The organism is Streptomyces sp. NPDC006134 (assembly GCF_040628835.1).
Classification (GTDB): Bacteria; Actinomycetota; Actinomycetes; order Streptomycetales; family Streptomycetaceae; genus Streptomyces.
Genome location: NZ_JBEXTV010000066.1, coordinates 21,912 through 42,801 on the forward strand (window position 1 = coordinate 21,912; position 20,890 = coordinate 42,801).

General features: G+C 74.0%; 19 protein-coding genes and 1 pseudogene. 11 read left to right on the forward strand and 9 right to left on the reverse strand.

The features are described from left to right. Positions 1 to 861: 861 nt before the first annotated feature. A pseudogene (locus ABZ340_RS31275) lies at positions 862 to 1,190 on the reverse strand (DUF4158 domain-containing protein); the annotation flags it as partial. 51 nt (positions 1,191 to 1,241) lie between these two features. Between ABZ340_RS31275 and ABZ340_RS31280 the strand changes: the two are divergent. The 3 genes from ABZ340_RS31280 to ABZ340_RS31290 all read left to right on the forward strand — a co-directional run bounded on the left by ABZ340_RS31280 (position 1,242) and on the right by ABZ340_RS31290 (position 2,333). Next, a complete protein-coding gene (locus tag ABZ340_RS31280) occupies positions 1,242 to 1,547 on the forward strand; it encodes a helix-turn-helix domain-containing protein (protein WP_358785237.1) in 306 nt (101 codons plus the stop codon). Positions 1,548 to 1,559: 12 nt separating this feature from the next. Beyond that, entirely contained in the window at positions 1,560 to 1,847 is a 288-nt protein-coding gene (locus tag ABZ340_RS31285; RefSeq protein WP_358785238.1) for a winged helix-turn-helix domain-containing protein, read from the forward strand. Positions 1,848 to 2,048: 201 nt separating this feature from the next. Then, complete coding sequence (locus ABZ340_RS31290) at positions 2,049 to 2,333, forward strand: putative quinol monooxygenase (RefSeq protein WP_358785255.1); 285 nt, start codon at positions 2,049 to 2,051, stop codon at positions 2,331 to 2,333. Here the strand turns inward: ABZ340_RS31290 and ABZ340_RS31295 are convergent. The 3 genes from ABZ340_RS31295 to ABZ340_RS31305 form a co-directional block, all read right to left on the reverse strand. Further along, entirely contained in the window at positions 2,309 to 3,253 is a 945-nt protein-coding gene (locus tag ABZ340_RS31295; RefSeq protein ID WP_358785239.1) for a LysR family transcriptional regulator, read from the reverse strand. The two genes, ABZ340_RS31290 and ABZ340_RS31295, sit on opposite strands and share 25 nt — an antisense overlap. A 148-nt stretch (positions 3,254 to 3,401) precedes the next feature. Then, positions 3,402 to 4,334, reverse strand: a complete 933-nt coding sequence (locus ABZ340_RS31300; protein ID WP_358785240.1) for a DMT family transporter — start codon at positions 4,332 to 4,334, stop codon at positions 3,402 to 3,404. A 38-nt stretch (positions 4,335 to 4,372) separates the two neighbouring features. Beyond that, positions 4,373 to 5,374 (reverse strand): EamA family transporter, encoded by a 1,002-nt coding sequence (locus ABZ340_RS31305; protein WP_358785241.1) that lies wholly within the window; start codon positions 5,372 to 5,374, stop codon positions 4,373 to 4,375. 156 nt (positions 5,375 to 5,530) lie between these two features. On the opposite strand from ABZ340_RS31305, the gene ABZ340_RS31310 reads away from it, so the two are divergent. Further along, positions 5,531 to 6,040, forward strand: a complete 510-nt coding sequence (locus ABZ340_RS31310) for a MarR family transcriptional regulator (RefSeq protein WP_358785242.1) — start codon at positions 5,531 to 5,533, stop codon at positions 6,038 to 6,040. Positions 6,041 to 6,185: 145 nt separating this feature from the next. Here ABZ340_RS31310 and ABZ340_RS31315 read toward each other — a convergent pair whose 3' ends face one another. Further along, positions 6,186 to 7,739 (reverse strand): FAD-dependent monooxygenase, encoded by a 1,554-nt coding sequence (locus ABZ340_RS31315; protein ID WP_358785243.1) that lies wholly within the window; start codon positions 7,737 to 7,739, stop codon positions 6,186 to 6,188. A 328-nt stretch (positions 7,740 to 8,067) separates the two neighbouring features. Between ABZ340_RS31315 and ABZ340_RS31320 the strand changes: the two genes are divergently transcribed. After that, entirely contained in the window at positions 8,068 to 8,679 is a 612-nt protein-coding gene (locus ABZ340_RS31320; protein ID WP_358785244.1) for a TetR family transcriptional regulator, read from the forward strand. 301 nt (positions 8,680 to 8,980) lie between these two features. Here ABZ340_RS31320 and ABZ340_RS31325 read toward each other — a convergent pair whose 3' ends face one another. The 3 genes from ABZ340_RS31325 to ABZ340_RS31335 form a co-directional block, all read right to left on the reverse strand. Then, positions 8,981 to 9,256: a hypothetical protein gene (locus ABZ340_RS31325; protein WP_358785245.1), complete on the reverse strand. Its 276-nt coding sequence runs from the start codon at positions 9,254 to 9,256 to the stop codon at positions 8,981 to 8,983. Between the two features lie 114 nt (positions 9,257 to 9,370). Continuing rightward, entirely contained in the window at positions 9,371 to 11,491 is a 2,121-nt protein-coding gene (gene malQ / locus ABZ340_RS31330; protein ID WP_358785246.1) for a 4-alpha-glucanotransferase, read from the reverse strand. Next, positions 11,492 to 11,776: a hypothetical protein gene (locus ABZ340_RS31335; protein ID WP_358785247.1), complete on the reverse strand. Its 285-nt coding sequence runs from the start codon at positions 11,774 to 11,776 to the stop codon at positions 11,492 to 11,494. A 461-nt stretch (positions 11,777 to 12,237) separates the two neighbouring features. Here ABZ340_RS31335 and ABZ340_RS31340 point away from each other — a divergent pair, with 461 nt between their 5' ends. The 5 genes from ABZ340_RS31340 (at position 12,238) to ABZ340_RS31360 (ending at position 18,774) form a co-directional block, all read left to right on the forward strand. Then, positions 12,238 to 15,318 carry a beta-N-acetylglucosaminidase domain-containing protein gene (locus tag ABZ340_RS31340; protein ID WP_358785248.1) on the forward strand — a complete coding sequence of 1,027 codons (3,081 nt, stop codon included), beginning with the start codon at positions 12,238 to 12,240 and terminating at the stop codon, positions 15,316 to 15,318. Between the two features lie 141 nt (positions 15,319 to 15,459). Then, on the forward strand, positions 15,460 to 15,993 hold the full coding sequence (locus ABZ340_RS31345; protein WP_358785249.1) for a PadR family transcriptional regulator: 534 nt from the start codon (positions 15,460 to 15,462) through the stop codon (positions 15,991 to 15,993). Positions 15,994 to 16,042: 49 nt separating this feature from the next. After that, positions 16,043 to 16,741, forward strand: coding sequence for an ATP-binding cassette domain-containing protein (locus ABZ340_RS31350; RefSeq protein ID WP_358785250.1), 699 nt, complete (start codon positions 16,043 to 16,045; stop codon positions 16,739 to 16,741). Next, complete coding sequence (locus ABZ340_RS31355) at positions 16,738 to 18,108, forward strand: FtsX-like permease family protein (protein ID WP_358785251.1); 1,371 nt, start codon at positions 16,738 to 16,740, stop codon at positions 18,106 to 18,108. The genes ABZ340_RS31350 and ABZ340_RS31355 overlap by 4 nt, the downstream gene beginning before the upstream one ends. An 81-nt stretch (positions 18,109 to 18,189) precedes the next feature. Then, entirely contained in the window at positions 18,190 to 18,774 is a 585-nt protein-coding gene (locus ABZ340_RS31360; RefSeq protein WP_358785252.1) for a Uma2 family endonuclease, read from the forward strand. An 89-nt stretch (positions 18,775 to 18,863) separates the two neighbouring features. Here the strand turns inward: ABZ340_RS31360 and ABZ340_RS31365 are convergent, their stop codons facing one another. Continuing rightward, positions 18,864 to 19,400, reverse strand: coding sequence for an HNH endonuclease (locus ABZ340_RS31365; RefSeq protein ID WP_358785253.1), 537 nt, complete (start codon positions 19,398 to 19,400; stop codon positions 18,864 to 18,866). A 305-nt stretch (positions 19,401 to 19,705) separates the two neighbouring features. Here ABZ340_RS31365 and ABZ340_RS31370 point away from each other — a divergent pair, with 305 nt between their 5' ends. Further along, positions 19,706 to 20,800 carry a mechanosensitive ion channel family protein gene (locus ABZ340_RS31370; RefSeq protein WP_358785254.1) on the forward strand — a complete coding sequence of 365 codons (1,095 nt, stop codon included), beginning with the start codon at positions 19,706 to 19,708 and terminating at the stop codon, positions 20,798 to 20,800. Positions 20,801 to 20,890: the final 90 nt, after the last annotated feature.

Consider the following 20,890-nt stretch of genomic DNA (forward strand, 5'->3'; position numbering starts at 1 on the left):
TCGTGCGACCGCGGAAGAGCTGGGCAGACCAGCAGATGCCGCACGCCCTCGTGCCGACTACCGGCACCCGGGAGACCGAAACGGTCACCCGTGAATCAGGACGGTGGATTCGGGCTGAGTGTCAGTCGTAGAGCCTGGCTGAATCTGCACCACTGTCCACTGCGACTAGATAGAATTCCGCTGTGCCGTCTGATCCATCCACGAACCCGCCGATGTTTGACCAGACGATGCAGTTAGTAGAATCGCCAAGGTTGGTGAAGACCGAGTCCACCAAGTCGTCCGTGTTAGTCGAGTCCCACTCGTACAACTTATACGTCTTGGCAGTGTTCGAGCTGGTTGTGACGCAGGTTCGGAAGTCGCCACCATAGGAATATCCGTACGGGCTCTTCCGGTCCCCGTTACCCGTATCGAAAAAGAGCCCGCTGCCCGTCAGGCGCCAGTTACCTTCGTCTGCTTGAGCCGGAGCTACGGAAACTGCGACAAGAGCAGCGGAAGCGGCTACCACAGAAAGTACGGATGCTACCGATTTCTTCACACTGTCCCCCTGGCTAGTTGACCCGGCAAATATCGCTCCGACTCTACAGCGGGAGTGATCGCCCAGTCCGATAAGAAGTCAGCCAATCTCTGGCTGACTTTGGTATTCCGGCCGTAGATCTTGGTCTTCATGTCGATCGGGGGTCTGCCGTTGGTAGCGGCAGGTCCGGGCTGCGGCCTGGCGTCGTCGCCAGAGGGACCAGCAGAGCCGGTGCGCGGCTTCGCGGTGAGGGTCGTGAACAGGTGCTGGAGCTCGTTGCAGGTAAGGGGGACCAGCCCGTTCGGGCTCTGGCCGGCGAAGTACTCGATGGCAGCGAGGGCGGTCGGGAAGGCGTGGCCGTACAGCGTCTGCCGCCGCTCCGTGTACTGCTTCACGCGCGACGGGCCCTCGAGACCGAGCTGTGCGGTCAGGTGCTCGGCCACCGGCCACGGCACCACGAGCGGGTCCTCCAGGAACAGCCCGATGTACCGCACCGTGCGCATCTGGGGGGAGAAGCCAAGTTGGTGGTACTTCGTACGCCGCGGCGCGATCAGGTCACGGTCGGCGTCGTCTAGGCAGAAGGACCGCTCCAGCTCCGGACGCGTGACTCCTCGGCGAACCTCCCGTATGCCTCAGCCTGCTCATCAGTTACTGACTTCGGCTCGTCAGGATGAATCTTTGGCGAAATCCCTGAAGGGCCTGGAGTGGTGGCTGCATCCCGTGCTGTGTGAGGTATGCGAATGGGGGCGGGCTGACCTCTGCGGGGCGGCAGCGCCGGGAAGCGGTACGGATGCCGGCGGCCGAGCTGTCCGAGCAGGAGATCAAGCCGCCGGAGGCCGCAAGGCGTCTGCGGGTGAGCCTGATACCGGCCTGCCAGTGGCGCCAGTCGTGGCGGGACGGCGGCCGCCAGGCTCTGGCCTCCCGTGGCCCGAGCGGGTCGCGGTGCCGTCTGTCGCCGCGCTGCCTGGAAAAGCTCGCCGGGTATCTCGAGCAGGGCCCGGCCGCGCACGGCTGGGTGGAGGACCAGGTGTGAACCGCCGCTGAGGTGGCCACGCTGACCGGCAGGACGTTCCACCTCTCCTCCAGCGTCTCGGGCGCGACGAGGCTGATGCACCGGCTCGGCTTCAGCCTGCAGGTCCCCGCGCGGCGGGTCGCCGAACGCGACGAGCAGGCTGTGACCGCCAGGAAGGAGGAGAACCCGCAGTCTCCGGGCCCGTGGAACCCGGCGCACCCCGCGGCGTCACGCGACGGCCCGCCCTCCGCTGACAGAGGACATTACGGGCGAACAGTCGCACCATTCAGCAACCGAAACCCGCTGACGAATCGAGGGTAATGATCTCCATGCCTCACTCAGCCGGTGACCGACACGCGATGCGTGCGCATGATCCTAAACAGCAGCGCTCACGCCGTCGAGGCGTCTTCCGAAGAGGTAGACCTTTTCAGCCACGGAGCGTCACCCACCCCAGCCCAGGTCGAGAACTGGCGACAGTCGAATACGCGGGCCCACCAGTAGGCCGTCTCCCTCTACCCGTTCCTGCGCCCCCGGCCGGAGCGCGCCGACGAGGTCAGGCGGATCCTCTCCTCCTTCGTGGAACCCACCCGGCGGGAGGAGGGGAACCTCCAGTACCACCTGCACGAGCACGAGGACGGCCGGTTCTTCCTCTACGAGGTCTGGCGCTCCCAGGAGGACCTGGACCGGCACAACGCGCTCCCGCACCTGCGGGCCTTCCTGGACCGTCTGCCGGACTACCTCGAAGGCGCTCCCGAGGGTTACTTCGACACCATGCTGAGCCCTTACCCCGCGGCCGGCGGGGCCTGAGGGCCGCCCCGGGCGGAGGCCGCGGCCGTCCGCAGCGCCGCCACCACCCTCCCCACCGCCGTGCCCTCCCCGGCCCCCTTGCGGACCGCCGCGACCACGTGCCGGACCGGGCGGTCCGCGGACAGTTCCCGCATCACCACGCCGTCCCGCCGCTCGGCCGCCATCCGCGGCACCAGCGCCACGCCCATGCCCGCCTCGACCATCGCCAGGATCGCCGTCCAGCCGACCGCCGCGTGCCCCTGGTACGGCCGGAACCCGGCCGCCTCGCACGCCGCGCGGGTGATGTCCGACCAGGGCCCGCTGCCGCCGAAGATCCACGGCTCGGTGGCGAGGTCGGCCAGCCGCAGCCGCTCCGCGCGGGCCAGCGGGTGGTCGTGGGGCAGGGCGACGTCCAGGGGATCGGCGAGCAGCACCACCCGGCTGAAGCGCGGGTCGGCGGCGCTGGGCGCCTGGGCCGCCAGGGACAGGGCGAGGTCCGCCTCCCCGGCGGCCAGCAGCTCGTACGCCTCCTGCGCCTCCGCCTCGCGCACCCGCACCTCGATGCCGGGGTACGTGGCCCGCAGCGCGGTCACGGCCGGTACGACGAGGGCGGGTACGGCGGTGGAGAAGGCGCCCACCCGGACCTCGCCGGCCTCGCCGTCGACGTAGGCCGCCAACGCGGCGTCCGCGCGTTCCAGTTGCTCGAACACGGCCTCGGCGTGCCGCAGCACCAGCCGGGCGGCGTCCGTCAGCAGCACCCGGCGGCCCTGGGCCCGCAGGAGTTCGACCCCGAGCTGCCGGGAGAGGTTCGTCAGTTGCTGGGAGACGGCCGACGGGGTCATGCGCAGCGCCTCGGCCGTCGCGGTCACGGTCCCCCGCTCCCGCAGCGTCCGCAGGATGTGCAGCTTCCGGATGTCCCACTCGGGCCTTCGTGACGGCATGGCCGCAACCTATCGGTGCCGCATCCCGCCGGTGGCCCGCCCTGGGCGGTGGCCCGCTCCGGGCGGTGATGGGGCCCGGGCGGTGGTGGGGCCCGGCTCACCGTCAGGCCCGGCTCACGGGCAGACCCGGCTCACCGGCGGACCCGGCTCACCGGCGGGATCCGGCCCCCAGCATCACTCCGCCCAGGATCAGCGCCATGCACAGCGCCTGCGCCCAGCCGGTGGGCTCGGCCAGCAGCGCCCAGGACAGCAGGGACACGCAGACCGGCTGGAGGTAGTAGACGACGCCCGCGCGGGTCGGCCCGACGAGGGCGATCGCCTTGTTCCAGGCGAAGAAGGCGACCGCCGAGGAGGCGACACCGACGTACAGCAGCGGCAGCACCGTGCCGGGCGTGGGTGTGAAGCCGCCCTGGACGGCGAGGCTGACGCCCTGGACGGGCAGCAGCATGAGGGCGCCGGTGAGGAAGGTGGTGAAGAGGAAGGCGGCGCCGCCGAGTTCGGCGGGCCGGTGGCGCAGCAGCGCGCTGTAGGAGCCGAAGCAGCAGGCGGCGACGAGCATCCACAGGTCCCCGGCGCCGAACGCGGCCCGGCCTCCTCCCCCGCCGACCAGCAGCAGCACGCCCCCGCAGGCGATCAGCAGCCCGGCGACGCGACGGCCGCCGAGCCGTACGCCGCCCGCCCGCTCGAACACCGCCATCAGCACGGGTGACGCGGCCATGATCATGCCCATGTTGGCGGCGGGGGTGGTGAGTCCGGCCTGGTTGACGAGGGTGTTGTAGGCGGCGACGCCGAGGAGGGAGGCGAGGAGCACGAAGCCGAGGTGGCGGCGGATCAGTTCCCGCTGCCGCCAGGCCTGGCGGGCGCCGAACGGGGCCACGGCGGCGAGCGCCACCACCCAGCGCCAGAACGCGTGCTGGATGGGCGGCACGTCGTCGGCCAGGGCGCGGGAGGTGACGAAGCTGCCGGACCAGACGAGGGTGGCGAGCGCGGCGAGCGCGATGCCGAGAAGGGGGGCCGACGCCCGCGCGGCGGGTACGGCGGGGGAAGCAGGGGCGGGTGTCCGGTCGGCGACGACGGCCACGGATGTCCTTTCACTGGAAGGCGGGGAAAGCGGTGTCCCTACCGTCGCAGCGCCGGATCTGTCACGTCCATCGAATCTTTTCGATCATTTCTTTCACTGGAACTGAAAGATGGGGCCTCCCGTACCGGCACCACGGGTGCCGTCGCGGGTGGCACCGCGCGCGGCGTGAGCTGTCCGGCCACCGTCGCCCCGAACGCCAGTGCCATGCCCACCAGTTGCGCCGGGGTGAGGGCCTGGCCGAGGGCCGCCCAGCCGACGGCCGCGGCGGTCAGCGGCGACAGCGGGCCGAGGAAGGTGACCTGCGTGGCGGTGAGCCGGCCGATGCCGCGGAACCACAGCCAGTACGCGACCGCCGTGTTCACCAGCGCCAGGTAGAGGTAGCCGCCGGCCGCCCGGCCGTCCAGCGCGGGCGGCGCACCCTCGGCCAGGAGGGCGAGCGGGGCGATGAGCAGGCCGCCGGCGGTCAGCTGCCAGCCGGTGAGCGCCAGCGGGCCGACGCCGTCGGGGCGGCCCCACCGCTGGGTGAGCACGGTGCCCGTGGACATGGACGCGGTGGAGGCGAGGGCCGCCAGCAGGCCGAGCGCGTCCAGCTCCCCGGCCGCCCGGAGCACGACGAGGCTGACGCCGAACGCGGCGGTGACGCCGGTGAGGACGGAACGGAGGGTCGGCCGCCGGCCCAGCAGTACGGCCGACAGGCCCACCACGAACAGCGGCCCGGCCGAGCCGACGGCGGCGGCCATGCCGCCCGGCAACCGGTAGGCGGACAGGAACAGCAGCGGGAAGAAGGCGCCGATGTTGAGCGCACCCAGGACCGCCGTCTTCCACCACCAGGCGCCGCGCGGCAGCACCCGGGCCAGGGCGAGGAGCAGCAGACCGGCGGGCAGGGCGCGCATGAGGCCGGTGAACAGGGGGCGGCCGGGCGGGAGGAACTCGGTGGTGACGGCGTAGGTGGTGCCCCAGGAGACCGGGGCGAGGGCGGTCAGGGCGATGAGGGCGGCACGGTCGGTGCGGGCGGTGCGGGCGGTGCGGGCGGTGGCCATGGGGGCACCCTTCGGGATCCGAAGCGGCAGGTGTCCGTGCCCGGCGTCCGGACAGAGGGCCGACCAGGAAGGTCGGCATTAAGTAGCTTAGTTCTAAGCAAGTTTCCGTCAAGCTACTTTCTTGCGGCCGACCGGGACGCGGCCGATACTCGTGCCATGAGCGAACGCCCCGAACGGCACAGGGACCCGGTCGACGCGATCGTCGGCCAGTGGGCGGCCGTACGCCCCGATCTGGACACCGCCGCCATGGAGGTCTTCGGCCGCATCCACCGGCTCTCCCGCGCGATGGGGGACCGGATCGAGAAGGCATACGCCCGCTACGGGATCTCGCGCGGGGAGTTCGACGTCCTGGCGACGCTGCGCCGCTCGGGTGAGCCGTACACGCTCTCTCCCCGGCAACTCTCGGCGACGCTCATGCTCACCACCGGCGGCATGACGGGGCGTCTGGACAAGCTGGAGCGGGCGGGACTGCTGCGGCGCTCCCCCGACCCGCACGACCGGCGCGGACTCCAGGTCACGCTCACCGGGCGAGGGCTGGAGCTGGTCGACGAGGCGGTCGGCACGGGGCTCGCCGTGCAGACGGAAGCCCTGTCCGCCCTGGAGGAGGAGAAGGCGGACCAGCTGGCCGCACTGCTGCGCGAACTGCTGGCCGCGACGGAGCGGTAGCCGGGCCACTCAGCCCGCGTGACCACTCGATCCGCCCGGCCATTCGATCCGCCCGGCCACTCGATCCGCCCGGCCATTCGATCCGCTCGGCCACTCGATCCGCTCGGCCACTCGATCCGCTCGGCCACTCGATCCGTGTGACCGCTCAGCCCACGTGGGCGGCGACCGCCGCCTCGACCGACCGCGCGTCGGGGGCCTCCGCCGCCCAGGCCACGTATCCGTCGGGCCGCACCAGGACGGCCGTACGGCGGTCGCTCGCCCAGCGCGCCACGGCCAGCCGCCCCTCGCGCCCGCCCCACTCCTCGTACGGCCCGTGCGGCTCGTGCGACTCGTGCGACTCGTGCGACTCGTGTGGCCCGTGTGATTCGTGCGGCTCGTGCGACTTCTGCGCCTCGCGTGATCCAAGCGACCCGTGCGACTTCGGGGTGATGAGCACGAACCGCCCGCCCCGCAGGGCCTCGTGGAGCCGGCCGCCGGCGGCGAGGGCGACGTCCGGGACGCGCCGGCCGGTCAGGGGGTGGGAGCCCCGGGGAGCGGCGTACTTGTAGCCGATGCCGGTGACCTGGGCGGCCACCGCGCGGCGGACCGGGCCGACGTGGTCCAAGGCGGTGGTGAGCGCCGCGCGCAGCGCCAGCGTCCAGGGGCGTTTGGCCATGGCGAGGCGGATGATGCCGCCGCTGCTGCGGAGTACCGTCCTGCCGGCGGGGTGGCGTTCGGCCTGGTAGGTGTCGAGGAGCCCGTCGGACGCGTGCCCGTGGAGGACGGCCGCCAGCTTCCAGCTCAGGTTGGCCGCGTCCTGCAGGCCGGTGTTCATTCCCTGCCCGCCGGCCGGGGTGTGGACGTGCGCCGCGTCCCCGGCGAGGAAGACCCGGCCCACGCGGTAGGCGGGCGCCTGGCGCTCGTCGCTGTGGAAGCGGGACATCCAGCGGGCGTCGTGCATGCCGAAGTCACGGCCGAGGGCGAGCCGGGTGATCTCCTTGACCTCCGCCAGGTCGAGCGGCTCGCCGTCGGGGACGTTCCGGCCGCGGTGCCAGCCGATCACCCGGTGGTAACCGTCGCCGAAGGGCGCGAGGAAGGCGAAGGCGTCGCCCACGGCGTCGGCGGTGAGCAGCGACCCGGGCTCCTCGGCGAGCCGTACGTCGGCCAGGACGACGGAGCGGATGACCGGACGGCCGGGGAAGGACAGGCCGACGGCCGTACGCACGGTGCTGCGCATCCCGTCGGCGCCGACGACGTACGCCGCCCGCAGCTCCTCGGCCCGCTGCCCGCCGGGCCCGCGGACCACCACGGTCACGCCGTCGGCGTCCTGGGCCAGCCCGGTCACCTCGGTCTCGTACCGGAACCGCGCACCCGCGTCCGCCGCGCGCCGCGCCAGAGCCCGTTCGACCTCGTACTGCGGGATGACGAGGAGGTGGTTGAAGCGGGAGGGGAGGGCGGTGAGGTCGACGGTGAGCCGGCCGAAGAGGCGGAGCCGGTCGAGGGGGCGGCCCACGACTTCCAGGCCGTCGGCCAGGCCACGGACGTCGAGCTGTTCGAGGGTGCGGGCGTGCAGGACGAAGGCGCGGGAGAGGTTGCTGATCTTGCGGGGGCGCTTTTCGAGGACGGTGACGGGTACGCCCGCGGCGGCGAGGTCGCCGGCCAGGAGCAGACCGGTGGGGCCGGCGCCGACGACGAGGACGGGGTGGGTGGTGCCGTTCATGGTGGCCTCCCTGGGTCCCAGCGCGCCAACAGGTGTTTGCCAACGCTTGTAGACAAGGGTAGGGAGTGCCGGGGGAAGAGGTCAACGGTTGTTGGCCCGCGGGCGTTGGCATACCACTGTTGGCCTGCGAGCGTTGGCCTACCGATGTGGGCCTGCGAGCGTTGGTCTACCGATGTGGGCCTGTCGACGTTGGCCTACCGGTGTTGGCCTGCAAGCGTTGGCCGACTGACGTTGGCCTACCGGTGTGGGCCTGTCGACGTTGACCTACCGGCGTTGGCCCACCAATGTTGGCCCACACCCGTTGGCAGACTCACCTAGGCTTGTCGCCATGCCCGATGCCAAGCCTCCAGCTACCGCCCGACCAGCTCCCGCCCGACCGGCGCCCACCCAGCGCTCCGGCGCCACCCGCGCCGCCATCCTCGACGCCGCCCGCGAGCGCTTCGCCACCGATGGCTACGAGCGGGCCACCATCCGCGCCATCGCCAAGGACGCGCGGATCGACCCGTCGATGGTGATGCGCTACTACGGCAGCAAGGAGGGCCTCTTCGCGGCGGCCGTCGCCGTCGACCTGAAGCTGCCCGATCTGGCCCCTCTCCCCCGGCACGAGGTCGGCCACGCCCTCGTGACGCACTTCCTGAGCCTGTGGGAGCGGAACAACGAGGTCTTCACGGCCCTGCTCCGGGTCGGTGTCACCAACCAGGCGGGGGCCGAGCGCATGCAGGGCGTCTTCCGGGACCAGTTGCTGCCGGTCGCCCGCCAGGCGTGCCCGGACCCCGAGCAGGCGCCGGCGCGTGCGGCGCTGGTCGCCTCGCAGTTGCTCGGGCTGGCGCTCACCCGCTACGTGCTGCGGCTCCCGCCGACCGTCGCGCTGGCCCGCGAGGAGGTGGTGGCGTGGCTGGCGCCCACCCTGCAGCGCTACCTGACCTCTCCGAGCCCCTGACACGCCCCGCTCCGGTCACCTGACACGACTCACGCCGGCCACCTGACACGACTCGCGCCGGACTCCTCACACGACCGGCTCCGGACCCCTGACCCGACCGGACGCGAACACGCCGAGGGCGCCGGCCTCGTCACCGTACGGCGGATGCATGTACGTGCGGCGAGGCCGGCGCCCTCGGCGGAATCCGCGGGTGGCGGGCGGCCCGGCGCGGAACGTCCCGGTGAGAGCCGGTAAGGACCGATGAGAACCGGTAAAGACCTATAAGAACCGATGAGGACCGATGAGGACCGGTGAGAACCGGTCAGGCCTTGGCGGTGGCCTTGGTCTTGACGTTCCGGCTGGTCACCCGGTGCTTCTCCTGCGACCGGTCCAGGACCATGACCAGGCCCGCGATGACCAGGAAGAGCACGATGGGGGCGAAGACGAACAGGCCCAGCGTCTCGATGACGCTCAGGCCCGTGCCGGGGTCGTCACCGTCGTCGCGGGTCAGCGCGAGCGCGGGGGACGACATGAGCAGCATCATCAGCGTCGTACCGGCGGCCAGGGTGCCGGCGCGCAGGGCGTTCTTCTTGTCCACGGTGCCCAAGTTAGCGAACGGCCGGACGGGCCGCGCGCCCGGGGTGCCGTACGGGGACCGTGCCGTGGTGCCGCCGCCCCCGGAACGCACCGCTCCGGACCGGGCGGCGGCATCTCAGCCACCGGACGGGCCGGCGGAGCCGCCGGCGTCCTCCCGGACGGCGCCGATCAGCGCCCGCAGCCTCGGGGACGCCGCCAGTTCCTCCAGCGTCACGGGGCGCCCCTCGGCGTCGGCGACCGGCAGGCGCCAGTTCGGGTACTGGTCCCAGGTGCCGGGCAGGTTCTGCGGGCGGCGGTCGCCGACCCCGTCCGGGAGCCAGACGCCGACCATCCGGGCGGGGGTGCGCGCCAGGAAGCGGTGGACGGCCTGGATCCCGGCCTCCTCCGAGGCGGCCCCGGCGTCCCCGCCGGTGCCGTGCAGCAGGCCGAGCCGGGCGAGCAGCGCCAGCCACTCCCCCGTGTCGGCGGCGGCCTCCGCCGCCTCCCGTTCCCGGGGGCGGGCCAGCAGGCCGAGGCGGTCGCGGAGTTCGACGTGCTCGCCGGTGAGGCGGGCGGCGGTGGGCGGCAGGTCGTGGGTGGTGGCGGTGGCCAGGCAGTCGGCGCGCCAGCGCTCCGGGGGCAGGGGGCGGCCGTCGCCCGTCCAGTCCCGCTCGAACCACAGCACCGACGTGCCGAGCACCCCGCGCTCGCGCAGCGCCTCGCGCACGCCGGGCTCCACCGTCCCCAGGTCCTCGCCGATCACCACGGCCCCGGCGCGGGTGGCCTCCAGCACCAGGACGGCGAGCATGGCCTCGGCGTCGTAGCGGACGTAGGCGCCCTCCGTCGGCGGGTGGCCGCGCGGCACCCACCACAGCCGGAACAGGCCCATCACGTGGTCGATGCGCAGGGCGCCGGCGTAGCGGAACAGGGCGCGCAGGAGCTGCCGGAAGGGCGCGTAGCCGGAGGCGGCCAGCCGGTCCGGGCGCCAGGGCGGCAGCCCCCAGTCCTGGCCGCGGGCGTTGAAGGCGTCCGGCGGGGCGCCCACCGACATCCCGGCGGCGAAGTGGTCCTGCTGGGCCCAGGCGTCGGCTCCCTGGGGGTGCACGCCCACCGCGAGGTCGTGCACGACGCCGACCGGCATCCCCGCCTCCCGGGCGGCGCGCTGGGCGGCGCGCAGTTGGGCGTCGGTGAGCCAGGCCAGCCGGCGGTGGAAGTCGACGCGGCCTTGCAGCTCGGCGCGGGCACGGGCCGTCTCACTCGAACGGGGGTCGCGCAGGGCGGCCGGCCAGTGGTGCCAGTCGGAGCCGTGCACCTCGGCGAGGGCGCACCAGGTGGCGTGGTCCTCCAGCGCCTGGCCCTGCTCGGCGAGGAAGTCGCGGTAGGCCGCGCGCCGGCCCGGCCCGAGGGGCACCTCGTCCAGCAGTTCCAGCGCCTGCCGCTTCAGCTCCCACACCGCGTCCCGGTCGATCAGGGCGCCCTTGTCCAGCACGGCCTCCCGCAGCCGTGCGGCCCGCTCCCGCAGCGCCCCCAGCGACCGCGCCGCCTCGTCGCCGGTGACATGGGCGAACTCGTGGACGTCCTCGATCCGCAGGTGGACCGGGTCGGGGAAGCGGCGGGAGGAGGGCCGGTAGGGGGAGGGGTCGGTGGGGGCGCCGGGCACGGCCGCGTGCAGCGGGTTGACCTGGACGAACCCGGCGCCGAGGGCGCGTCCGGCCCAGGAGGCCAGCTCGGCGAGGTCGCCCAGGTCGCCCATGCCCCAGGAGCGGCGGGACAGGAGGGAGTAGAGCTGGACGAGCAGCCCGTACGAACGGTGTTCGGGCAGGGGCAGCCGGGCCGGGGCGACGATCAGGTGGACGTCGGCCGTCCGCCCGTCGGGGGCGGTGGCGGTCAGCCGGTGGACGCCGGGCGGGAGCCCCTCGGGGCCGGCGCGGGTCTCGCCCTGCTCGGTGGTGACGCGCAGCCGGGTGCCCTCGGGCAGCGCGGCCAGGGCGGCCGGTGTGCCGCCGCCGTGCCACCACACCACCGTCGGCGGCAGCAGCCGTTCGCGCAGGTGCCGTTCGCGGGCGGTGAGCGCGGCGCGTACGGCCCCGGGCGTGCCCGCGTCGACGCCGAGGGCGGCCAGGGCGAGGGTGACGGCGGTGGCCGAGGCGGTGACCGTACGGCCCGGTGAGGGGCTGTAGGAGGGGGCGACGCCGTGCAGTTCGGCGAGGCGCGACAGGTCCTCGGTGGGGGGTTCGGCCGGCCGGGGCGCGGTCATCTAGCGCCCCATGGGTTCCGGGACGGCGAAGGACGGGCCGCCCTGCTCGGGCACGAAGGCCGTGAGCTCGGGCGAGGACTCGCTGGTCAGCGGCGTGGCGTCGGCGAACGGCGGCTCACTGGTGAGGGGCTCGGCGTCGGGCAGCGGCGGCTCGCTGGTCAGCGGGGGCTCGGCGCAGCCGCCTTCCGCGCCGAAGGCGCACAGGTGGGGGATGCCGGGTTCGGCGGAGGGCTCCGCCACGGGTTTGGACGGGGACGGGAGCCTGAGGTGTGCCGGTGCAGCCACGGGGGCCTCCTTGTCGGGCACGGCGGGGCGTGCCTGGGCGTGTCGTACGGCTGGACGTGTCCTGTGTCTCACGGCTGAGCGTGTGTCGGCGTGACTTTGCGGGTTACGGCAGCCCTACCCAGTGGGCGCGCGGCCAGACGCCCCCGAACGGACAACGTGCTCCTGGTCACACCCGGCTGTCCCACCCGGCTGTCCCGCCCCGCCGTCCTGCCCGACCGTCCTGCCCGACCGTCACCCCCGGCCGTCCCACCCGACCGCCACACCCGGCACGGATTCCCGGCCCGGGACCTCGTGAGCCCTGTCGGGCACCCGGCAATGTTTCCCGGCAATTCAGTCACTGCGGCCACTGTCGTTGACACGTTCACCGCAGGGATGGTGGGCTCGATCCCTCGATACGACGGACGTACGACACCGGTGTGCTCCACCAGCGGAGCGGAGGACCAGCGACCAGGAGGGGGCCCGTGCAGCCACGGCGCAGAAAGGGGGCGGCCGCCCTCGCGTTCGCCGTCCTCGCCGGAACCCTGGGGGCCGCGCCCGCCGCCGTGGCGGCCCCGCCGTCCCCGGGTACGGCGACCACGTCACCCGACACGCCCGACACGCCGGATACACCAGGCACGCCCGACGCGTCCGAGTCCGGCGGCGTCGCGGTCTGGCCGCGCCCGCAGTCCCTGCGGGCGAACGGCACGCCCGTCCCCGTAACCGACGAAGTCGCCCTGATCGCCGACCCGGCGGCGGACCCGTACGCCCTCACCGCCCTGAGCACACTGCTGCGCCGGGCCGGGGCGCGCACGGTCACCTCTCTCCACGCCGGCGAGAAGCCCCCCGCCGGGGCCCTGGTGGTGCGCGCGCGGACGGAGCCGTCCGGCGACGGCACCCGGCACGGCCTGCCCTCCGGCGGCTACCGCCTGACCGTCGGCCGCGGCGCCGTCACGCTCACCGGCACCGGCGAGGACGGCCTGTTCCACGCCGTGCAGACGCTGCGCCAGCTGGTGCGCGCCGACGGCACGATCACGGCCGTCGACGTCCGCGACTGGCCCGGCACCGCCGTGCGCGGCGTCACCGAGGGCTTCTACGGCACCCCGTGGACGCACGCGCAGCGGCTGGCCCAGCTCGACTTCATGGGCCGCACCAAGCAGAACCGTTACCTGTACGCCCCCGGTGACGACCTCTACCGGCAGGCCCGCTGGCGCGAGCCCTACCCGGCCGCGCAGCGCGCGGAGTTCCGGGAGCTGGCCGAGCGGGCCCGGCGCAACCACGTCACGCTCGCCTGGGCGGTGGCGCCGGGACAGGCGATGTGCTTCGCGTCGGACGAGGACGTGCGGGCGCTGACGCGCAAGCTGGACGCGATGTGGGCGCTGGGCTTCCGCGCCTTCCAGCTCCAGTTCCAGGACGTCAGCTACAGCGAGTGGCACTGCGAGGTGGACGCGGAGCGGTTCGGCTCCGGCCCCGAGGCGGCGGCGCGCGCGCAGGCGCACGTGGTGAACGCGGTGGCCCGGCACCTGACGGAGCGCCACCCCGGGGCCGCCGCCTTGGCGGTGATGCCGACCGAGTACTACCAGGACGGCTCCACCGCCTACCGCCGGGCGCTGGCCTCGGCCCTGGACGCGGACGTGCAGGTGGCGTGGACCGGCGTCGGCGTGGTCCCCCGGACCATCACCGGCCGCGAACTGGCGCGGACCCGGGACGTGTTCGGGCATCCGCTGGTCACGATGGACAACTACCCCGTCAACGACTACGCGCCCGGCCGGGTCTTCCTCGGCCCCTACCAGGGCCGCGAACCGGCCGTCGCCACCGGCTCGGCCGCCCTGCTGGCCAACGCGATGGAGCAGGCGGAGGCGTCCCGGATCCCGCTGTTCACCGCCGCCGACTACGCCTGGAACCCGCGCGCCTACCGCCCCGCGCAGTCCTGGCGGGCGGCGATCGGCGACCTCGCGGGCGGGAACGCGGCCCGCGAGAAGGCCCTGTCCGCCCTCGCCGGCAACGACGCGTCCTCCGTCCTGGGCACCGAGGAGTCGGCGTACCTGCGCCCGCTGATCGACGGCTTCTGGCGGGCCCACGCCGCCGCCGGGACGGACGACGGGTCCGCCGTGCGCCTGCGCGAGGAGTTCGCGCTGCTGCGCGAGCTGCCGCGCCGGCTCGGGCGGGGCGGCCTGGGCAGCGAGATCGCCCCCTGGTCGCAGCAGCTGGCCCGTTACGGCGAGGCGGGCACGAGGGCGCTGGACATGCTGCGCGCGCAACGCGCGGGCGACGCGGCTGCGGCCTGGACGGCGTACCGGGACCTGGCCGGCCTGCGCGAGCGGCTGTCGGCGGCCCGGGTGACGGTCGGCAAGGGCGTGCTGGACGTGTTCCTGCGGCGGGCGCAGCAGGCGTACGAGGCGTGGGCGGGCCTGGACCGCGATCCCGCCGCCCGCGCGGACGACCGGGCGGACGGCCGATCCGGCGGCCGTGCGGACGACCAGACGGACAACCAAGCCGATGGCCGCGCGGACGACCGGGCGGACGACCCCACGGACGGCCAGGCCGACGACCGCACGGACGATCGCACGTCCGTCCGCTTCCCCCACGCCCGCCCCCTGGCCGCCGTGACGGTGCTCGCCGACCCCGGCACCGGCGGCGACGTGGAGGTCCACGTCCCCGGCCAGGGCTGGCGGCGCCTCGGTCCCCTGCACCCGAGCGGCGCCACGGAACTCACCCCGCCCGGCCCCGGCCGGACGCCGGGCACCGCGCCCGCCCGCCCCGCCGGCGCCCCGCTCACCTCCGCCACCCGGGCCGACGCCGTCCGCGTCACCGGCCCGGACGCGTCCCGGGTACGTCACGTCGTCCCCTGGTTCGGTGACGTGGCCGACGCCTCCCTGGACCTGGACCGCGCACAGACGGACGCCGAGATCGGCGGCACCGGGCGCCTGACGGTCCGGCTGGGCGCGCTGCGGCCGTCCGACGTCCGGGGCACGCTCACCGCCGACGCCCCCGAGGGCGTCCGGGTCCGCGTCCCGCAGGCCCCGCTGGTCCTCCACCGCGGCCAGGCGCTGGAGGTCCCGGTCGAGGTGAGCGTCGCGCCGGGGACGCCCTCCCGGTCGTACGACGTGCGGCTCGCCTTCGGCGGGACGAGCCGCACCCTCACCGTCCGCGCCTTCCCGCGCACCGCCGGGCCCGACCTGGCCCGCACCGGCACGGCGAGCTCCTCCGGCGACGAGACACCCGACTTCCCGGCACCGGCCGCCAACGACGGCGACCCCCGGACGCGCTGGTCGTCCCCGGCGGACGACGGCGCCTGGTGGCAGGTGGAGCTGGACCGCCCGGTGCGTCTGGGGCGGGTCGTGCTGCACTGGCAGGACGCGTACGCGTCGGCGTACCGCGTCCAGGTCTCGGCGGACGGCCGCCGCTGGCGCACGGCGGCGACGGTGCGGGACGGCCGCGGCGGGCGGGAGACCGTCCGCATGGACGAGCGGGACGTGCGGTACGTGCGCGTGGAGGGCGAGAAGCGGGCCACGCGGTACGGATACTCGCTGTGGTCGGTGGAGGCGTACGCGGTCGCGGACTGACCGGCCGGCCCGCACGTCCCCCCACGCCCCCGAAAGTCCCCACACGCCCCCACTGCTCCCCCGCACGCCCCCAAAAAGTCCCCGTACTTTCCCGCCCTCCACTATTCACTCAGTACATGTAGCCAGTGCATACTGATCTCCATGAGCACCCGCCACATCCTGCTGGGACTGCTCGCCTCCGGGCCGAGCCACGGCTACGACCTCAAGCGACGCCACGACGAACGTTTCCCGCAGGCCCGTCCGCTGGCCTACGGGCAGGTCTACACGACCCTCCAGCGCCTGGTCCGGGACGGCCTGGCGCAGGTCGAGGGCACCGACTCCGACGGCGGCCCCGAGCGGACGACGTACCGCATGACGGACGACGGCTCCCGCGAACTGGCCCGGTGGGCCGCCGAGATCGCGCCGCCGGCGCCGTTCGTCACCAACGAGATCTTCGCCAAGGTCGTCGTCGCGATCCTGTCAGGCGGCGACCCGGCGGCCTACCTGCGCGCCCAGCGCGCCGCCCACATGGAGCGGATGCGGGAGCTCACGGCCGTCAAGACGGCCCCGGGCACGGACCTGGCGACCGTCCTCTCGGCCGACTACGCCCTCAGCCATCTCGACGCCGACCTGCGCTGGATGACCACGACGGCGGCCCGGCTCACCACCCTGACCGCGGAGGTCGACGCGGCATGAAGACCCCGCCGAGCGCCCGAAGAAGACCGACGCCCACCAAGGGAGACCGATGACCCGCCCAAGGGACACCGCGGAGCCGCTTCTCACGGCCCGCGACCTCACCAAGGCGCACGGCAGGACCCAGGCCCTGCGCGGCGCCTCGGTGGAGCTGCGCGCCGGTGAGATCCTCGCCGTCACCGGCGCCAGCGGCAGCGGGAAGTCGACGCTGCTGCACTGCCTGGCCGGGATCGTCCGCCCCGACGGCGGGTCGGTGACCTACGGCGGGCAGCGGCTGGACGAGCTGCCCGAGAAGCGGCTGAGCGAGCTGCGCCGGACCGACTTCGGGGTGGTGTTCCAGTTCGGGCAGCTGATCCCGGAACTGACGGCCCTGGACAATGTGGCGCTGCCGCTGATGCTGGCCGGCACCGCCCGCGCCGACGCCCGCCGAAGGGCCGCCGAGTGGCTGGAGCGGTTTGGGGTGCGCGGGCAGGAGGAGTCGCGGCCGGGCGAGATGAGCGGCGGCCAGGCGCAGCGGGCCGCGCTGGCCAGGGCTCTGGTCACCGGGCCGAAGGTGGTCTTCGCGGACGAGCCGACCGGGGCGCTGGACTCACTGGCGGGCGAACAGGTGATGACGGCCCTCGCCCACACGGCCCGCGAGGCGGGCACGGCGGTCCTGCTGGTCACGCACGACGCCCGGGTGGCGGCGTACGCGGACCGCGAGGTGCAGGTGCGGGACGGCGCCGTGGCCCCGCTGGGGGTGGAGGCATGAGCGTGCCCGTACAGACCGACCTGCGGCTGGCCTGGCAGCTCACCCGCGGCTCCGACCGCCGGGAGCGGTGGCGGATCGCGCTCACCGCGGCCGGCGCGGCCCTGGCGACCGGGCTCGCCCTGCCCGCCGCGGCACTGGCCTCGCTCCAGGGCGGTTACGCCATCCCCGTCGCCCACGGCCTGCTGGACGAGCCCGGCACCCGCTCCGGGGTCATCGTCGGCCTGCTGCTCCTGCTGGTCCCGGTGCTGGGCTTCCTCGGCCAGTGCACCCGCATCGGCGCCGTGCACCGCGACCGGCGCCTGGCCGGACTCCGGCTGGCCGGTGCCGCACCCTGGCAGGTACGGCGGATCGCCGCGCTGGAGACCGGGCTGGCCTGTCTGCTCGGTTCGGCGGTCGCCACCGTGGGCGCGGTCCTGTTCCTGCTGCGCCTGTGGAGCCGGCCCACCGCCCTGGCCTGGGCGGGCATCGCCCTGGTCGCCGTCGGCGTGCCGGTGCTGGGCGCGGCGGCGGGCGCGCTCGCGCTGCGCCGGGTGGTGGCCTCCCCGCTGGGCTGGGTACGGCGGACGCACCCGCGCACGGGACGCGGCCCGGGACTGCTGTTCCTGGGCGCCCTGCTGCTGGTGGCGGTGGCGGCCCCGGCGGCCGTGACCGCCACCGCCGCCGGCTCGGGCGGCCGGAACCACTGGCAGGGGCCGCTGACCGTGTTCGGCCTGGTCCTGGCGGTCGGCGCGGGCGCGGTGTGGCTGGCCGGGGCGACCGCCCGCCGCACCGGGCGGCTGCTGGCGCGGCGGGCCCGCACGGCGGCGGTGCTGATCGCGGCGGAACGGCTGCGCGACGACCCGTGGGCGGCGGCCCGCACCCATGCCGCCGTCCTGCTGGTGACGGTCGCCGGCACCGGCTTCGCCGGCATCCGGCAGGCCCTGCTCGCCGACCTGCGCGGCAAGCAGTACCCGGCCGCCGACATGGCCTACTACACCACCGGCCTGAACCTGGCCGGCGGCGCCGTCCTCGTCGCCCTCGCGGTCACCCTGTCCGGCCTGGCCGTGGGCACCGCCGAGTCGCTGGCCACCCGTCGCCGCACCCTCGCCACCCAGGCCACCGCCGGAGTGCCCCGCGCGGTGCTGAACCGGGCCCTGCTGCTGGAGACGGCCCTGCCCCTCGCCCCCGCCCTGCTGCTCGCGGGCACCGGGGGAATGGCGGTCGGCGTCTGGTACGGCACGCTCACCGCCGACGGCGCCGCCTTCGCCGTACCGTACGGGGCCCTGCTGGTCCCGCCGGCGGTCTACGCCTGCTCCCTGCTGGCCGCGGCCACGGCCCTGCCCCTGCTGCGCCGCACGGCGGGCCCCGCGGAGCTGCGGTACGCCTGACCCGGCTCCGAAGCCGTCCCCCGCGAGACGGCCTTCCCCTACGCTGAGGTTCGTGGACCCCCGCAAGAGCAGGAGGACCCTGTGACCGTGACCGCCGACCGGCCCCAGATGCTCGTCACCGAGTTCGAGGAACTCGCCCGGCACGCCGCCCGGACCATAGAAGGCGCGCGGCTGGAGTTCATCAACGGACATCTGGGGGGGAAGGCCGTGCCCGACGGCGATCACGGACGTGTCATCCAGTGGCTCACACGCATCTGCATGCAGCACCGGCCCGACCTGTGGCTGGACCCGACGCAGGGGCTGCGGATCGAGACGTACCGGGAAGGCCGCGCGCGCCCGGACGGCTCCCTGGCACCCGCCGACGCGTTCGTGGCACAGGGCGAATGGGCCGACCCCACCCCCGTCCTCATGGTCGTCGAAGTCACCTCCTACGACTCCGACACCGACCGGCGCGACCGCGTCGACAAGCCCCGGGTCTACGCCGAGACCGGCATCCCGGTCTACCTCCTGATCGACCGCGACACCTGCGAGGTCAAGGTGCACAGCCGCCCGGACGGCGTCCGCTACGAAACCGTGCAGACGCTGCCCTTCGGCAAGGAGGTCGCCCTGCCCGACCCGGTCGGCATCACCCTCGACACCGAACCGCTGAAGAACTGGGTCCGCTGACACCGGACCCGGTCCCCCGCCCCCGCCTCCCTGGCTCCCTGGCTCCCTGGCTCCCTGGCTCCCGCCCGGACGTACGAAGGCCCGGACCGTCAGGCTGAGATGCCGTCGATCCGGGCCAGGGCGTCGTCCGCGCCGTAGGGCTGCAAGTACGGCAGCCAGCGCGGGTCCCTGTGGCCGGTCCCGATGATGCGCCAGGCCAGGCCGGTGGGCGGGGCCGGTTTGTGGCGCAGCCGCCAGCCGATCTCACCGAGGTGGCGGTCGGCCTTCACGTGGTTGCAGCGGCGGCAGGAGGCCACCACGTTGTCCCAGACGTGCTTGCCCCCGCGACTGCGCGGGACGACGTGGTCGACGCTGGTCGCGACGCCCCCGCAGTACATGCACCGGCCTCCGTCGCGTGCGAAGAGCGCCCGCCGGGTCAGGGGGACGGGGCCCCGGTAGGGGACCCGCACGAAACGCTTGAGCCGGACCACGCTGGGTGCGGGGACGGTGACGGTCGCGCTGTGCAGATAGGCGCCGGTCTCCTCGAGGCAGACGGCCTTGTTCTCGAGGACGAGGACGAGCGCGCGGCGGAGCGGTACGACGCCGAGCGGCTCGTACGACGCGTTGAGGACCAGGACATGCGGCACGGGTGCCTCCTTGTACGCCGGCGGCGCGTGGCTCGCGCCGGGACGATCCGTAGTCAGTCTCCCCTCATGCCTGGTGAACGCGCCACCACGTCCCGGTAACGGGCTGAGAGTGTTTTCGACCACACCCGCATTCATCCCCCGCGCCCCGCCCCGTTCAAGCGCGCGTGAGCAGTGTCTCTCCTTCTCCGGACCGGCCGACCCGCGCACGATGCCCCGTTAGTGTGGTGTTTCTGCCCTTCCGGTGACCTTTTCGTGATCTCGGCTTCCGAGCCGGAGGCAGACCGCCGTACCTGGAGGTATCCGCCGTGTCCCTGTCCGCCGTCCTCTCGGCCGCCGGGCCGTCGCCGTCGCCGTCGCCCTCCGGGACGACGGGCCCGTCGGTCCCCACGTTCCAGGACGCCCAGGAGAGCGCGACGAACGCCGCGAGCTGGGTGGAGGAGAACTGGTCGACGTGGCTCGCGATCGGTCTCCGCGTCCTGCTGATCGTCGTGATCGCCGCCGTGCTCCGCGCGGTGGTGCGGCGGGGGATCACCAAGCTGATAGACCGCATGAACCGCACGGTCCAGGCGGTGGACGGCACCGCGCTGGGCGGCCTGCTGGTCAACGCCGAGCGCCGCCGCCAGCGCTCGCAGGCCATCGGCTCGGTCCTGCGCTCGGTGGCGAGCTTCGTGATCCTGGGCACCGCCGCCCTGATGGTCCTGGCCACGTTCCAGATCAATCTGGCCCCGCTGCTGGCCTCCGCCGGTGTCGCGGGCGTCGCGATCGGTTTCGGCGCCCGCAACCTGGTCACCGACTTCCTCTCCGGCGTCTTCATGATCCTGGAGGACCAGTACGGCGTCGGCGACACCATCGACGCGGGCGTGGCCACCGGCGAGGTCATCGAGGTCGGTCTGCGCGTGACCAAGCTGCGCGGCGAGAACGGCGAGATCTGGTACGTCCGCAACGGCGAGGTCAAGCGCATAGGCAACCTCTCCCAGGGCTGGTCGACGGCCGGCGTGGACGTCACCGTCCGCTCCGGCGAGGACCTGGACAAGGTCAAGGAGACCATCGGCGCCGTCGGCGAGCGCATGGGCAAGGAGGAGCCCTGGAACGAGATGCTGTGGGGCCCGATCGAGGTCCTCGGCCTGGACAGCGTCCTGCTCGACTCCATGGTGGTCCGCGTCTCCGCCAGGACGATGCCGGGCAAGTCCCTGACCGTCGAACGCGAACTGCGCTGGCGCATCAAGCGCGCCTTCGACGCGGCCGACATCCCCATCGTCGGCGGCGCCACGGCCCCCGCCGAGGAGACCCCGGCCGCCGACCCGGCGGCGGCGGTCGCGCCCCCGTCGGCCTACGCCAGCACGACGTCCCCGCAGTCGCTGACGGCCTCCCCCCTGTCGCCGCCGAGCACGACCAAGTAACCGTCCCCTCCCGCCCGCTCCCTCCCGCCCGCTTGTCCCCTCCCGCCCGTCCCCGCCCGTGACGCCCGTGCGGCCCCGGCGCGCCCCGCC

Bases quoted from the DNA above. Each gene is read 5' to 3' on its own strand.
- ABZ340_RS31295 (WP_358785239.1), bottom strand. From the start codon at position 3,253: ATGCCGTCACGAAGGCCCGAGTGGGACATCCGGAAGCTGCACATCCTG.
- ABZ340_RS31305 (WP_358785241.1), bottom strand. From the start codon at position 5,374: ATGGCCACCGCCCGCACCGCCCGCACCGCCCGCACCGACCGTGCCGCC.
- ABZ340_RS31310 (WP_358785242.1), top strand. From the start codon at position 5,531: ATGAGCGAACGCCCCGAACGGCACAGGGACCCGGTCGACGCGATCGTC.
- ABZ340_RS31315 (WP_358785243.1), bottom strand. From the start codon at position 7,739: ATGAACGGCACCACCCACCCCGTCCTCGTCGTCGGCGCCGGCCCCACC.
- ABZ340_RS31320 (WP_358785244.1), top strand. From the start codon at position 8,068: ATGCCCGATGCCAAGCCTCCAGCTACCGCCCGACCAGCTCCCGCCCGA.
- malQ (WP_358785246.1), bottom strand. From the start codon at position 11,491: ATGACCGCGCCCCGGCCGGCCGAACCCCCCACCGAGGACCTGTCGCGC.
- ABZ340_RS31345 (WP_358785249.1), top strand. From the start codon at position 15,460: ATGAGCACCCGCCACATCCTGCTGGGACTGCTCGCCTCCGGGCCGAGC.
- ABZ340_RS31350 (WP_358785250.1), top strand. From the start codon at position 16,043: ATGACCCGCCCAAGGGACACCGCGGAGCCGCTTCTCACGGCCCGCGAC.
- ABZ340_RS31355 (WP_358785251.1), top strand. From the start codon at position 16,738: ATGAGCGTGCCCGTACAGACCGACCTGCGGCTGGCCTGGCAGCTCACC.